Here is a 13,654-nt window from a genome sequence, read left to right on the forward strand (position 1 = left end):
CGCGAGGTGAATACTCACTCGCGCCGCAATGCAGCCGGGTCGACGGCGGTCCGGCGCTGCGGCGCTTCGGCTGTCTCTGCCTACAGCCAGCCCTGGCGCCACAGCGTGTCGTCGCGCAGCGTCTTCCAGGCGATGCGCCGCGTTTCCCGGCTGTGCACGGCATCGATATCGACCCATTCCACGGCAGCACCCGGCGCGTCGGGCTCGATCACCCTGGTCACGATGAAGTGCTTCTCCTTGTTGACAGGCGCCAGCGCCGTCCATTTCGAAAGCAGTAATTTTTTAGGATGCAAGGGATTCATGCCCGGAGCATAGCGCATCGCATGAGTTCGCGCCGCACGGGGAACCCGTCGACACCTTGCGCATCGAACAGCAGTACTGGCATTGAAAACAATGCCAAATAGACAATTTTTATTCCGTTGTGTTCGACAAGCAGTGTCTTAACGGCTAAACTACCGACCACTAAGATGCCGCAGAAGGAGAATGTATGAGTTGGTTAGAGAAACTACTGCCCCCACGAATCCAGCGTTCCGACGCTGCCGCGCGCAAGACCATGCCCGAAGGCCTGTGGGTCAAGTGCCCCTCCTGCGAAGCCGTTTTGTACCGTACCGACCTCGAATCGAACCTGCACGTCTGCCCGAAATGCAGCCACCACATGCGCATCCGCGCACGCGAGCGCCTCGATGGCTTGCTCGACGAAGGCGGCCGCTACGAAATCGGCCAGGAAACCCTGCCGGTCGATACGCTCAAGTTCAAAGACAGCAAAAAATACCCCGACCGCCTGAAAGCGGCGATGGAAGCGACCGGCGAGACCGATGCGCTGATCGTCATGGGCGGCGCCATCATGAGCCTGCCGGTGGTCGTGGCCGCCTTCGAATTCGAATTCATGGGCGGCTCCATGGGCTCCGTGGTCGGTGAGCGCTTCGTGCGCGGCGCCCAGATCGCCATCGAGCAAAAAGTGCCGTTCATCTGCATCACCGCCACCGGCGGCGCGCGCATGCAGGAGGGCTTGCTCTCGCTGATGCAAATGGCGAAAACCACCGCCATGCTGACCAAGCTGTCCGAAAAGAAGCTGCCGTTCATCAGCGTGCTGACCGACCCGACCATGGGCGGCGTGTCGGCCTCGTTCGCCTTCATGGGCGATGTGGTCATCGCCGAGCCGAAAGCGCTGATCGGCTTTGCCGGCCCGCGCGTGATCGAGAACACCGTGCGCGAAAAGCTGCCTGAAGGCTTCCAGCGCGCCGAGTTCCTGGTCACCAAGGGCGCTGTCGACATGATCGTCGACCGCCGCAAGATGCGCGAAGAAATCGCGCGCCTGCTGGCGCTGCTGCAAGACCAGGCGGTTGAAGTCCTGGCCTGATCGACTAGTCTGACTGGCTCACGCCAGTCGTTTCATCGCGGTTCATGGCGGACGGGCAGGCTTGCCCGGCTCCCATGAGCCGCCGCCGTTTTTACAGGTTCACTCCATGTCCACACTTCCCACCACCTTGCCCGCCTGGCTGGCCCTGCTCGAATCGCGCCACGCCGAAATCCACATCAACATGGGTCTGGACCGCGTGCGCCAGGTCAAGCAGCGCATGGGCCTCGCGTTCAGCTGCCCGGTGATCATGGTGGCCGGCACCAACGGCAAGGGCTCGACTTGCTCGATGCTGGAAGCCATCCTGCTGCGCGCCGGCTACAAGGTGGGCCTGTACATCAAGCCGCACTTCCTCGACTTCAACGAGCGCGCCCGCATCAACGGCGACATGGCGTCCGACGACGCCCTCATCGCCAGCTTCAACGCGGTCGAAGCGCAGCGCGGCGACCTTGACCTGACCTACTTCGAATTCACCACCCTGGCCATCATGCACCTGCTGGCCGCATCGAACCTCGACGTGGCCATCCTCGAAGTGGGCCTGGGCGGGCGCCTCGACGCGGTCAACGTGATCGACGCCGATGTCTCCATCGTCACCTCGATCGATATCGACCACACCGACTTCCTCGGCACCACGCGCGACGAAATCGGCTTCGAAAAAGCCGGCATTTTCCGCCCCGGCAAAGCGGCCATCTGCAGCGACCCGGTGCCGCCGCAGTCGCTGATCGACCACGCCGCGGCGATCGGCGCCGACCTGTGGCTGCTGGGCCGCGACTTCAATTATTCCGGCGACAAGCAGCAGTGGAACTACGGCGGGCGCGAACAGCGCCGCAATTCGCTGGCTTACCCGAGCCTGCGCGGCGCCAACCAGCTGCTCAACGCCTCGGCCGCGCTGGCCGCGCTCGAAGTGCTGCGCTTCGCACTGCCTGTGGGCGCCCAGGAAGTGCGCACCGGGCTGGTCGTGGTCGAGCTGCCAGGGCGCTTCCAGGTGCTGCCGGGACGCCCGACCGTCATCCTCGACGTGGCCCACAACCCGCACGCGGCGGCGGCGCTGGCCCAAAACCTGGGCAACATGGGATTCCATCCCTACACCTACGCCGTGTTCGGCATCATGCAGGACAAGGACATCGACGGCGTGATCGCTCCGATGGCCCAGTACGTCGACCACTGGTGCGTTGCCAACCTGCCATCACCGCGCGCGGCCGACCCGGAAACACTGGCCGCTACCCTGGCGGCGCTGCCGCCCGGCGACGCCAAACCGGGCGAACGCAGCGTGAATACCTTCGCCGATCCGGCCGCGGCTTTTGCAAATGCAATGAGTCGAGCCGGGGAGAATGATAGAATTGTGGTCTTTGGCTCCTTCTACACCGTCGCAGGTGTGATGGCTGCCCGAAAATCCTCACATCACTGAAGAAAAACGCATGGGCTTGTTCTCGTTCCTCAATAAAAACAAGCAAGAATCCACGGAAGATAGTGGCTATTATTCCAAGTCGGACGACGATAGCGTCGCCGCCCGTGCCCGTTCCAAGCGCGCGTCCAGCGCCAACGAACCCGCGGCGCGCCGCAGCAAGGAAGCGCGCGCCGCCGCCGACCCGGTTTTGCCCGAGAAGAAACGCGCGCGCCGCCGCCTGGTAGGCGCCATTGCGCTGGCGCTGGGCGTGGCGGTCGGCTTGCCGATGGTGCTCGACTCCGAACCGAAGCCGCTGGCCGGCGACATCGATATCCGCATTCCGTCCAAAGACAAGGTCGCACCGCAGGCGCAGCCGCGCGCCGTGGCCGCCGCCGATGCGCTCGACAAGCGCGAAGAAATCGTCGAGGTGCCGCCGACGCCGCTGGTGACCTTGCCGAAAGAGCGCCCGGTGCCAAGGGAGGAAACCAAGCCGCAACCGAAGCCGGTTGTCAAGCCGGAGCCGAAGCCGGTCGTCAAGCCCGAGCCGAAAGTCGTCGCCAAAGTCGAGAGACCGAAGCCGGAACCGAAGCCTGAGCCCAAGCACGAGCCGAAGCCGGAACCGAAACCGGAGCCGAAAGTCGCCGAGGTCAAGCGCGTCGAAAAACCGGTCGAAAAACCCGTCGAGAAGCCGCTTGAAAAACCGCTCGCCAAGGCGCCGCCCAAGGCCGAGGAAAAGGAAAAGCCGGCCGTCAAGCCGCCGGTGCCGGACGCCCAGCGCGCCATGTCCATCCTTGAAGGCAAGGCGCCCGAGAAATCCGCCGACGACAACCAGCGCTACGTGGTGCAGGTCGCGGCGCTGGCCACCCAGGAAAAAGTCAACGAATTGCAGGCCAGGCTGGCCGGCGCCGGCATCCGCTCGTTCACGCACAAGACCTCGACCCAGTCGGGCGACCGGATCCGCGTGCAGGTGGGACCGTTCAACAAAGATGAAGCCGAAAAAGTGCGCGCCAAGTTAAGCAAGATGGGACTGTCGGGCATCATGGTTCCGGGCTGATGGTGCGGATGCGGGCGGACGCAAGGTGACCGAGTTCGATTATGTGGTGCTGGTGATCCTGGTGTCCTCGGGCGTCATCGGGACCCTGCGCGGCCTGGTCAAGGAAATCCTGTCGCTGATCAGCTGGGTGGTGGCCTTCGTCGTCGCCAACGCCTATGGCGCCCAGCTCGCGCCGATGCTGTCCATGATTCCCGGCGAGACGGTGCGCCTGATGGTGGCCTTCGTGGCGCTGTTCCTCGGCACCCGCATCGTCATGGGACTGGTCATGATGGCGGTCGACCTGGTGGTCAAGGCCACCGGATTGAGTCCGGCGAACCGCTTGCTGGGCGCCGTGTTCGGGCTCGCGCGCGGGCTTGTGATCGTGCTGGCCGCCGTCATTTTGTGCGGCATGACCGACCTGCCCAAGCAGGCTTTTTGGACCAACGCGGTCACGAGCCCCTGGGCGGAGCAGGGCGCGCGCATGGTAAAGACATTTTTGCCGCCGGAGCTGGCGCGGCATGTACAGTTTTGACATTCTTTAAAATCAGTAGTCTCTAGGAGCGCTTCATGTGTGGCATCGTCGGCGTCGTCTCGAATAACCCCGTTAATCAAGTGCTGTATGACGCTTTGCTGCTGTTGCAGCACCGCGGTCAGGATGCGGCGGGGATCGCAACCAGTCATTCCAATATGTTTAGCATGCACAAGGCCAATGGCCTGGTGCGTGACGTTTTCCGCACGCGTAACATGCGTTCGCTGCAGGGGAACTCGGGCATCGGCCACTGCCGCTATCCGACCGCCGGTTCGTCCAGCGAGGAAGAAGCGCAACCGTTCTACGTGAATGCGCCGTTCGGCATCACGCTCGCGCACAACGGCAACCTGACCAACCAGGAACAGCTCAAGTCCGAGATGTTCCGCAACGACCGCCGCCACATCAACACCGACTCCGACTCGGAAGTGCTGCTCAACGTGCTGGCGCATGAAATCCAGGAATCGACCACCGGCTTCACGCTCGATCCCGATTCCATCTTCAAGGCTGTCGCCGCGGTGCACCGGCGCGTGCGCGGCGCCTACGCCGTCGTCGCCCAGATCGCCGGCCACGGCCTGCTGGCCTTCCGCGATCCGTTCGGCATCCGTCCGCTGTGCATTGGCACCAACGAAACCGACAACGGCACCGAATACCTGGTCGCCAGCGAATCGGTGGCGCTCGAAGGCATGGGCTTCCGCTTCCTGCGCGATATCGCGCCGGGCGAAGCGGTCTTCATCGACATGGACATGAAGCTGCACGAACGCCAGTGCGCCGACAATCCGTCGCTCAATCCGTGCGCGTTCGAATACGTGTACCTGGCCCGCCCGGACTCGATCCTCGACGGCGCCTCGGTCTACGCCACGCGCCTGAAAATGGGCGAGTACCTGGCCGACAAAGTGCGCCAGCAGTTCAAGTCGGGCGACATCGACGTGGTCATGCCGATTCCCGATTCTTCGCGTCCCGCCGCGATCCAGCTGGCACTCAAGCTGGGCGTCGAGTACCGCGAAGGCTTCATCAAGAACCGCTACATCGGCCGCACCTTCCTGATGCCGGGCCAGGCGATCCGCCGCAAGTCGGTACGCCAGAAGCTCAACGCCATCGGCTCCGAATTCAAGGGCAAGAACGTGCTGCTGGTCGACGACTCGATCGTGCGCGGCACCACCAGCCAGGAAATCGTGCAGATGGCGCGCGAAGCGGGCGCCCGCAACGTGTTCTTCGCCTCGGCCGCGCCTCCGGTGCTGTTCCCGAACGTGTACGGGATCGACATGCCGACCCGCGATGAACTGATCGCCTACGGCCGCAGCACCGAGGAAGTCTGCCGCGAGATCACGGCCGACGCCCTGGTGTACCAGGATGTCGATGCGCTCAAGCGCGCGATCTCCGACGTCAACCCGGCCCTGACCAGCTTCGAGGCGTCCTGCTTCGACGGCGTGTACGTGACCGGCGACGTCACGCCCGCCTACCTGGACCGGCTGGAATTCGCGCGCCACAATCCGAAAGCCGCACCGGCCGAAGACGCGGCGCGCACCCAGCTGAACCTGAACCTGGCGAACGCCGAGTAACGGATGAGCGAGAAGAAAAGCTACGGCTTCACCACGACCATCCTGCACAACGACCGGCAAAAGCCGATCGAGCATGGGTCGCTGCACAAGCCGATCCACACCTCGGTCACCTTCGGCTACAACGACGCGCGCCAACTGGCGTCGGTGTTCCAGGGGAAGGAAGCGGGCTTTCGCTACGGCCGCCAGGGCAATCCGACCATCTCCGCGCTCGAAGACAAGATCACGAAGATGGAAGACGGCGTCTCCACCCTGTGCTTTGCGACCGGCATGGGAGCCATCGGCGCCGTGTTCCAGGCGCTGCTGCGCGCCGGCGATCACATTGTGTCGTCGTCGTTCTTGTTCGGTAATACCAACAGCCTGTGGCAAACCGCCGCGGGGCAGGGCGTGGATGTGGCGTTTGCCGATGCCACCGACGTGGCCAACGTGGAAGCCGCGCTCACGCCGGCCACGCGGATGGTGTTCGTCGAGACCATCGCCAACCCGCGCACGCAGGTGGCGGACCTGGCGCGCATCGGCCAGTTGTGCAAGGAGCGCGGCATTCTGTTCGTGGTCGATAACACCATGACCTCGCCCTACCTGTTCCGGCCAAAAACGGTCGGTGCGGGACTGGTGGTGAACGCGCTGACCAAGTCGATCGGAGGCCACGGCAATGCGCTCGGCGGCAGCCTGACCGACACCGGCATGTACGACTGGAGCGCGTTCCCGAACATTGCGGCCAACTACAAGCGCAATCCGCCGGCGCAGTGGGGCATGGCGCAGTTGCGCGCCAAGGCCCTGCGCGACTTCGGCGCCTCGCTGGCGCCGGAAGCGGCGCACCATATCGCGGTGGGGGCGGAAACGCTGGCGCTGCGCATGGAGCGGGCATCAAGCAATGCGCTGGCGGTCACGCGCATGTTAGAGGCCGACGAGCGCGTGGCGGCGGTGTACTACCCTGGTCTGGCCTCGCACCCGCAGCATGCGCTGTCGACCAATCTGTTCAAGGCCTACGGTTCGCTGTTCAGCTTTGAACTGAAAGACGGCATCGACTGCTTCGACTACCTCAATCGCCTCAAGCTCGGTATTTCGGCCAGTAACCTGGGCGATACGCGCACGCTGGTCATTCCGGTCTCGCACACCATCTTCTACGAGATGGGTGCCGAGCGGCGCGCCAGCATGGGCATCGCCGAATCGCTGATCCGGGTCTCGGTCGGCATCGAAGACAGCGCCGACTTGCTCGACGATTTTCAGTCCGCGCTGGCGGTCGCTTAGCTGTCGCTGGCCAGGGTGTGCAGCAGCGCGTACAGCGCTGCCAGCCGCTCCGGCAGTATTCCCGGGTCGCTGCTTTTCACGCTCTCCAGCGCGGCGGCCAGGGCGTCGGCGCAGCGCGTCAGGCCGGCCGCGCGCAGGGCTGACGCCTGTTCCGCGGCGCGCACCACGGCGGCATCGCCCTGATGCCGCACTCCCTGGCGCAGGCTTTGCGCCAGCAGATTCATCGTCCCTTCCAACAGTTCATGCAGCGCGCTTTTGTCGTCGCCCTGGCCGCGCGCCAGATGCACGGGCGTGCCTTGCGCCGCCAGTTGCGGCACCTGCAAGCCCTGCGCCGTCAGCACCGCCAGCGGCATCATGCTCAGTTGCCCGGCCTCGCTCGATACGCTGCCCGCCAGCGCCAGCGGTCCATCGGCCAGCGCGCGCGCCAATGCATCGATGGCACCCGGCGTGGCCGGGTCGTGCCGCAGGCGCAGCAGCAGGAGATCGTCCTCCCCGAGCGCTACCTGCACGCGCGCGCACAAGGTCTGGCTGGCGGCATCCCACAGGCAGTCGACGACGGCCGCCACCGGCACCACATGCACATGCTCGATCGCGTGCAGCGGCCGCACGAAATCGGGCGGCAGGGAGCGCAGGTGCGCGCGCAGGCTGGCCACGTCCGGCTGGCGCAGCGGACTTGCCAGCGTGTCCCAGGCGCCGCCGGACAGCGGCAGCGCCGACGTCTGCGTGGCGCCGGTGCCGACCGTCAGCAAGCCATTGGCGCGCCGCTTGGCCGCCCGCGTGACAATCTGGCTGGCCGCCAGCCGGTGCAGCGGCATGCCCACCAGGCGCCGGTCGCGCAGGGCGACGGCGGTGACGCCGCTGTCGCCGCGCGGCCAGGTTTTTTCCATGACGGTGACGGCCAGCGTGTCGGGGTCGGCCCAGATCATGCGCACGCCGTCGACCGCTTCGTCGGACCAGCACTGGCTGCCCATCGGCACCAGGCGCAGGTGGTCGAGCGCCACTTCACCGGAGACCCCCACGCCGAGAATCTGGCTGGCCGGCAGGGGCGTGCGCGCGCGCGCCGCGCCCAGGCGGGCGATGAGCATCGAGACGAGGTGCAGCAGGGTGGCCGGATCGGCATTGCTGGCGCGCGCATGCTGGCCGGCGACCGCCTGGCGCAGCTGGGTCAGCGCTTCGACCACCCAGCGCCATCCGAGCCGACCGGCTTCCTGGAGCGCCTTTTCGAAGCGCGTGTCGAGGATCAGGGGACTCTGGCTGGTGCCGTCGAGCCAGAGCTGGGACGCCAGCGCCACGATTGCTTCGGCAGCACTGCCGCCATCCTGCAGCGGCGCCGGCGCCGCATCGGCGCCCAGGTCCAGCTCCACCGTGATGCTGGCAAAGCCGCTCTGCTGGCGCTGGCCCTGCGCAAAGGCCCACACGGCCAGCGCAATGTGCGCGCAGTTCTCGGCCTGTTTGCAGTCGCAGCGCGCCAGCGCCAGGCTGGTACGCGACAAGAAGCGCACATCGCACATCGGCAGGCGGGCATTCGGCGTGGACCCGGCCGTGAGCCGGATCGCCGGGCGTGCGGCCGCCATGCGGCGTGCCTGCTCGAGCGTCGTGCGCGGCAGCAGATCGACCGCGCCGGCCAGGGTCGACGGGCACCACGGCGCGGTGTCGGCCACGGCCTCGCTGGCGCCGCCGGCGTATTTGGACTGATACGCCAGCACCAGTGTGACCCGGTGCCGGCACAGGCCCGTGGCGGGACAGCTGCAGCGCGCTTCGCGCAGCGGCAGGCCAGGGGGCAGGGTGGTGCTGACGCCGTCGACGTAGCGCGCCAGCACGGTGCCGTCGGGCTGCTGTTCGATCTCGGGTAGCTTGCCTTCGACGACATCTTTCTGCGCGCGCTTCACGAAGCCCGCGTTCGACAGCGCGGTCAGCGCATCCACGCTCAGTTCCAGCAAATCGGTACGGGTGCTCATTGCGCTATTTTCTCCGCCAGCCAGGCGGCCAGCTGGCCCGGCGTCATGGCGGCGACGTGGGCGCCAACGCGCACCAGGCGCGCCGCCGTCTCGCGGTCGTAACTCGGATTGGCCGCCGAATCGAGCGCCGCCAGGCCCAGTACGGTGGCGCCGGCCGATATCAGCGCCTGCACGCGCCGCACCAGTTCCGTGTCATGGCCGCCTTCGTAAAAATCGCTGACCAGCACCACCACCGTGCGCTGCGGATTGACCACCAGCGACTGCGCATACGCTACCGCGCCGGCGATATTGGTGCCGCCGCCGAGCTGCACTTTCATCAGCAGTTCGACCGGATCGGAAACATCGGCCGTCAGGTCCACGACCGTGGTGTCGAAAGCGATCAGCGAGGTACGCATGCCTGGCAGCTGCCACAGGCAGGCCGCCATCACCGCCGAGTGAATCACCGAATCGACCATCGAGCCGCTCTGGTCGATCAGCAGGATGACGTCCCAGCGCTCGGCGTGGCGCTTGACGCGGCTGATGAAGGCCGGCCGCTTGATGTACAGTTTGCGCCGCTCCGGGTCCCAGTGTTTCAGGTTCCCGGCCACGGTGCGCTTGAAATCGAAATTGGCCGCCGCCGCGATGCGCGACGGGCGGCGCCGGTCGCGGCTGCCGCCAAACGCCTGGCGCACTTCGGTCACCAGTTTTTCCATGATGCGGCGCACCACTTCCGCCACCAGGCGGCGCGCCGCCGACAGCACGTCGGGGTTCATCAGGTGCTTGGTGTGCAGGACGGCGCGCAGCAGCGTCTCGGATGGTTCGATCCGCTCCAGCACTTCCAGGTTGGTCACCACGTCATCGATGCCGAAGCGTTCGACCGCGTCGCGTTCGAGGCGCTCGATCACCTCTTGCGGGAACAATTCGTGGATGGTGTTGATCCAGTCGGGCGTGCTCAGTACCGATGCACCGTCGGGCGAGCCGGTACGGTCCTGCGCTTGCTGGCGTTCGCCGCGCGCCAGCCGGTCCGGATCGCGCCCGTACAGCCACTCCAGGGCCTCATCGGCGGCACTGGCCGGGCCGGCCGGGCAAGGGATGCAATTTTCGGCGGTTTCGCCCAGCAGCAGGCGCCAGCGCACCAGCGGATCGGGCAGCGTCAATGGCCCGCTCATGGCGCGATTCCCCAGATGGCCAGGCGCTCGATGGCGGCGCGTTCGAGCGCATCGTGCCGCGCCAGCAGCGCGGGCGCCGTGGCGAGGCGGCCGGTAAGGGAGCGCTGCGAGCGGTGGCCGGCGTCGTGCAGCTTGAGCACATCGCCAGCGAGCGCGCCGCGCTCCTGGGTTGGCAGCCAGGTAAAGGCGGCGCGCATCGCCGGCAGCGCCAGCACGAAGTCGGCGTCGTCCAGGGTGCGCACCAGCGCGTCGAGCGCCTTGACGAAGCGCGCGTCCTGGCACAGGGACTGGCGCGCCAGTGCCAGCAGGCCGGCCAGGGCGTCGCCCACCATGGCCGGCGGCAGGGAGGCGAGCAGCTCGCTGGCCAGGGTGCCGGCATCGGGATCGGCATCGCTGGCCAGCAGCAGGCCGAGCGCCGCGCCACGGCTGACGGGCGCCGCGTCCATGCTGGCTGCCACGCGCCGGCACACCGCAAGCGCGCGCAAGGCTTCGACGCCGGGCAGCGCGCTAGCGCGTGCTTCGCGCACCAGCATGGCGATGGCGCTGTAGGTGCCGACGTGGGCATCCTGCTCCATCGGGGCCACGCCGCCGCCCGCTTCCGCCAGCCACAGGGCGCGATCGAAGGCGGCGCCGATGGCCGTTTGCAGCACCGCGCTGCCGCTCACGCCAAGCGCGTCGCCGTGGCGGTACAAGGCAAACAGCACCTGCATCGGACTACCCAGCTCGCCGAAGTGCGCTTCCTGGCCGATGGCCTCGTGCAGCTCGCCGAGCAGGCGCCCGCTCACATCGGCCAGGCCGGCAAAGGCGGCGCGGTTCAGGGCGCCGGTAATGGCGCCGATCCGGCTGCTGCCGGCGGGACGCTGGCGCAGGATTTCTTCGAGGCGCGCGCGGGCCGCGTCGTGCAGGGTGGCGCCGTAGGTGGCCGCTTCGATCAGCGCGGCGCGCTGTTCGAGCGGTGCGCGCACGTCCCAGGTTTCTTGCTGGCCGCGCCCGAGCGCCAGGTTAGGGCCCGTGCTGCGGACGATGCCGGGAATGTCGAGCAGGGCCAGACGGTGCAGGGCGCGGCTGCGCGCACGCTGGGCCGGGTCGAGCAGGTCGATCCTGACCTGGCTTGGGAGAACGATGCCGAGCGCCGCCAGTTCGGCCTCGACGGCGGCCACCAGCGGCGGCTGCGGCGTGCCGGGCGCCAGCTCGCCGACGGCGTCGCCGGCCAGCACCGCCATCACTTCCACCAGCGCGGCGTCGGTACCCGGACGCACGCGGCCCCGGTAGGTCCAGGGCAAGGGCACGTCCAGCGCCTGGCTGACCAGGCTGCCGGCCAGCGCATCGAGCCAGTCGCTGCGCAGCGGCGCCGGGTGCGCGCGCATGCGCGCCAGGCCCATGGCGCGGCTGTGGATCGCAATCACGTCGGCGGTGGAGGCGGGCAGCTTTTTCTCGCGCAGGCGCGCCAGCACGGTGCGCAGCAGTTCCTTGCCGGCGCCCGCCAGGCCGAGCGTCCAGGCCCATTCGTACCAGGCGGGCGACGACATGCCGGATGCATAGCCGTCGTACGCATCGAGGCGCTTGAAGTGGTAGGGCACCAGGTAGGAGCCGTAGCGCAGGCCGGGCGCGCTCGGCGGCAGCGGCGTTTCTGGCTCGCTGGCGCAGTCGGCGGCGGGAATGGCGCGCCACAGCGCCGCCAGTGCGGGCGCATGGTAGCCGCCGCAGACCACCACTACCGGGCCGTCGTCCTGGTGCATGGCCCAGGCGATGTGGCGCGCCATCATCGCCTCGCGCGCCTGGTTGCCCGGCGAGCCGGGGTCGCCCGCGCGCAGATGGGCGAAGTGCGCATCGAGCCGGGCCGACAGTTCGTCAAACGCCAGCTCGCCCTCGAACAGATGGTCCCAGAGCGCGTCGCGGCCGTCGATCGCCATCGCGCGGCACAATGCATCTTCGTAGGCTGCCGCCGCATCGGGAGCGTCGTCGTCGTAGCGGTTCGAGATGCACGCAAAGGCGTCGTGCCAGGCCGGCAGGTCGATGAAGCGCAGTTGCGCGCCGCACGCGCGCGCAGCCTGCATGGCCTGCCATTCGGGCGAATGCAGCGCGAACGGCGACCACGAGGCGCGCCGCTCGAGCGCGTCTTCCGCCGCCGAGAAGTAGCTGTAGATCGCCACCGGCAGCCGGTGCGGCAGCGCCAGTTCGCCAAGGCGCGCGTTGAAATCGGCCGGGCCTTCGATCAGCACGTGGCGCGGCCGCAGTTCGGCAATGCGCTGCACCGCCAGCCGCGCGCAGGCGGGGCTGAAGTGGCGCACGCCGATGATCAGCGGCTCGCGCTGCGCAACCCGTGTCACGGCAGGCGGTGGCGCGCGTTGAAGTATTCGCGCCAGTGGTTGCCCTCGCGGCGCGCGACGCGCTGCTCGAAATAGCGGCGCAGTTTGGCGCGGTCGTCCGGATTGTCCTTGACCACGGTGCCGGCGATGCAGTCGACCAGGTCGGCCGCGTTGCCGGCGCGCTGTTCCAGGAACCAGGCGCGCACGCCGACCGCATGCGCCACGTTGACCGCTTCGGCGGTCGACATCACGGCGGCCAGCTTGTCCATGCCGTCCGGCGCGCCTTTTCCGCCGCCGGAACGCAGGTCGCGGAAGGTCGATACCAGCAGGTCCAGGATGGGGCCGGGGACGCGATGCGGAATGCCGCTGCGTTCCAGCAGGCGGGCCGAGGCTTGCTCCACCAGCGCCAGTTCGTGTCCGAAGTCGAGGATCGGGAACACGGTCTCGAAGTCGAAGCGGCGTTTCAGCGCGGCGCTCATTTCATTGACGCCGCGGTCGCGCGTATTGGCGGTGGCGATGATATTGAAGCCCTCGCGCGCATACAGCATGGCGTGCTCGTTTTCCAGTTCCGGCACCGCCATCACGCGGTCCGACAGCATGCCGAGCAGGCAATCCTGCACTTCCAGCGGGGCGCGCGTGATTTCTTCGAAGCGCACGATCAGGCCGTCGCGCATGCCGTGGTACAGCGGCGCCGGCACCAGCGCGCGCGGGCTCGGGCCTTCGTTGATCAAGAGCGCGTAGTTCCACGAGTACTTGATCTGGTCCTCGGTGATCGACGCGCCGCCCTGGATGGTCAGGGTCGACTGCCCGCACACGGCGGCGGCCAGCAATTCCGACAGCATGGATTTGGCGGTGCCGGGTTCGCCGACCAGCATCAGCCCGCGCCCGGTGGCCAGGGTCACCAGCATGCGCTCGATGGCGGCGACCGGCGCCACCACCTTGCGTTCGATGCCAAGGGCCTCGTCGCCGCTGATGAAAGCGCGCGCCGCGTTCAGGCTCAGGGCCCACCCCGGCGGGCGCGGCGCCTTGTCGGCCTTGGCCAGTTTGGCCAGCTCGCCCGCGTACTGGATTTCCGCCGGTGGGCGCTGCATCGCTGCGGTTTTGGTTTTGCTCATTGCTGTGGTCC

11 protein-coding genes are annotated in these 13,654 nt (G+C 67.3%); 6 read left to right on the forward strand and 5 right to left on the reverse strand.

Annotated elements, in window-relative coordinates:
- Window positions 1-80 precede the first annotated feature (80 nt).
- Window positions 81-302, reverse strand: a complete 222-nt coding sequence (locus tag F2P45_RS05935; protein ID WP_166871411.1) for a TIGR02450 family Trp-rich protein — start codon at window positions 300-302, stop codon at window positions 81-83.
- 185 nt (window positions 303-487) lie between these two features.
- On the opposite strand from F2P45_RS05935, the gene accD reads away from it, so the two are divergent.
- From accD to F2P45_RS05965, 6 genes are all read left to right on the forward strand, one after another.
- Complete coding sequence (accD, locus tag F2P45_RS05940) at window positions 488-1,360, forward strand: acetyl-CoA carboxylase, carboxyltransferase subunit beta (RefSeq protein ID WP_166871412.1); 873 nt, start codon at window positions 488-490, stop codon at window positions 1,358-1,360.
- 106 nt (window positions 1,361-1,466) lie between these two features.
- Entirely contained in the window at window positions 1,467-2,765 is a 1,299-nt protein-coding gene (folC, locus tag F2P45_RS05945; protein ID WP_166871413.1) for a bifunctional tetrahydrofolate synthase/dihydrofolate synthase, read from the forward strand.
- Between the two features lie 10 nt (window positions 2,766-2,775).
- The gene (locus tag F2P45_RS05950) at window positions 2,776-3,798 is read left to right on the forward strand and encodes an SPOR domain-containing protein (RefSeq protein ID WP_166871414.1); all 1,023 of its coding nucleotides are present in this window, start codon (window positions 2,776-2,778) and stop codon (window positions 3,796-3,798) included.
- 25 nt (window positions 3,799-3,823) lie between these two features.
- On the forward strand, window positions 3,824-4,309 hold the full coding sequence (locus F2P45_RS05955; protein WP_166871415.1) for a CvpA family protein: 486 nt from the start codon (window positions 3,824-3,826) through the stop codon (window positions 4,307-4,309).
- Between the two features lie 35 nt (window positions 4,310-4,344).
- The gene (gene purF / locus F2P45_RS05960; RefSeq protein ID WP_166871417.1) at window positions 4,345-5,865 is read left to right on the forward strand and encodes an amidophosphoribosyltransferase; all 1,521 of its coding nucleotides are present in this window, start codon (window positions 4,345-4,347) and stop codon (window positions 5,863-5,865) included.
- A 3-nt stretch (window positions 5,866-5,868) separates the two neighbouring features.
- Window positions 5,869-7,113, forward strand: a complete 1,245-nt coding sequence (locus F2P45_RS05965) for a cystathionine gamma-synthase family protein (RefSeq protein ID WP_166871419.1) — start codon at window positions 5,869-5,871, stop codon at window positions 7,111-7,113.
- On the opposite strand, the gene F2P45_RS05970 is transcribed toward F2P45_RS05965, so the two are convergent.
- The 4 genes from F2P45_RS05970 to F2P45_RS05985 are packed head-to-tail and all read right to left on the reverse strand — an operon-like array spanning window position 7,110 to window position 13,643.
- Window positions 7,110-9,071 (reverse strand): YehQ family protein, encoded by a 1,962-nt coding sequence (locus F2P45_RS05970; RefSeq protein WP_166871420.1) that lies wholly within the window; start codon window positions 9,069-9,071, stop codon window positions 7,110-7,112. The genes F2P45_RS05965 and F2P45_RS05970 overlap by 4 nt on opposite strands.
- Window positions 9,068-10,219: a vWA domain-containing protein gene (locus F2P45_RS05975; RefSeq protein ID WP_166871422.1), complete on the reverse strand. Its 1,152-nt coding sequence runs from the start codon at window positions 10,217-10,219 to the stop codon at window positions 9,068-9,070. The genes F2P45_RS05970 and F2P45_RS05975 overlap by 4 nt, the downstream gene beginning before the upstream one ends.
- Window positions 10,216-12,549 (reverse strand): DUF5682 family protein, encoded by a 2,334-nt coding sequence (locus F2P45_RS05980; RefSeq protein WP_166871424.1) that lies wholly within the window; start codon window positions 12,547-12,549, stop codon window positions 10,216-10,218. The genes F2P45_RS05975 and F2P45_RS05980 overlap by 4 nt, the downstream gene beginning before the upstream one ends.
- Window positions 12,546-13,643 carry an ATP-binding protein gene (locus tag F2P45_RS05985; protein ID WP_229504935.1) on the reverse strand — a complete coding sequence of 366 codons (1,098 nt, stop codon included), beginning with the start codon at window positions 13,641-13,643 and terminating at the stop codon, window positions 12,546-12,548. Before F2P45_RS05985 ends, F2P45_RS05980 begins: the two co-directional genes overlap by 4 nt.
- Window positions 13,644-13,654 lie beyond the last annotated feature (11 nt).

Source organism: Massilia mucilaginosa, assembly GCF_011682145.1.
Lineage (GTDB): Bacteria > Pseudomonadota > Gammaproteobacteria > Burkholderiales > Burkholderiaceae_D > Telluria_A > Telluria_A mucilaginosa.

Coding starts and splice junctions, on each gene's coding strand:
- F2P45_RS05935 (WP_166871411.1), bottom strand. CDS start 302: ATGAATCCCTTGCATCCTAAAAAATTACTGCTTTCGAAATGGACGGCG.
- accD (WP_166871412.1), top strand. CDS start 488: ATGAGTTGGTTAGAGAAACTACTGCCCCCACGAATCCAGCGTTCCGAC.
- folC (WP_166871413.1), top strand. CDS start 1,467: ATGTCCACACTTCCCACCACCTTGCCCGCCTGGCTGGCCCTGCTCGAA.
- F2P45_RS05950 (WP_166871414.1), top strand. CDS start 2,776: ATGGGCTTGTTCTCGTTCCTCAATAAAAACAAGCAAGAATCCACGGAA.
- purF (WP_166871417.1), top strand. CDS start 4,345: ATGTGTGGCATCGTCGGCGTCGTCTCGAATAACCCCGTTAATCAAGTG.
- F2P45_RS05965 (WP_166871419.1), top strand. CDS start 5,869: ATGAGCGAGAAGAAAAGCTACGGCTTCACCACGACCATCCTGCACAAC.
- F2P45_RS05970 (WP_166871420.1), bottom strand. CDS start 9,071: ATGAGCACCCGTACCGATTTGCTGGAACTGAGCGTGGATGCGCTGACC.
- F2P45_RS05975 (WP_166871422.1), bottom strand. CDS start 10,219: ATGAGCGGGCCATTGACGCTGCCCGATCCGCTGGTGCGCTGGCGCCTG.
- F2P45_RS05985 (WP_229504935.1), bottom strand. CDS start 13,643: ATGAGCAAAACCAAAACCGCAGCGATGCAGCGCCCACCGGCGGAAATC.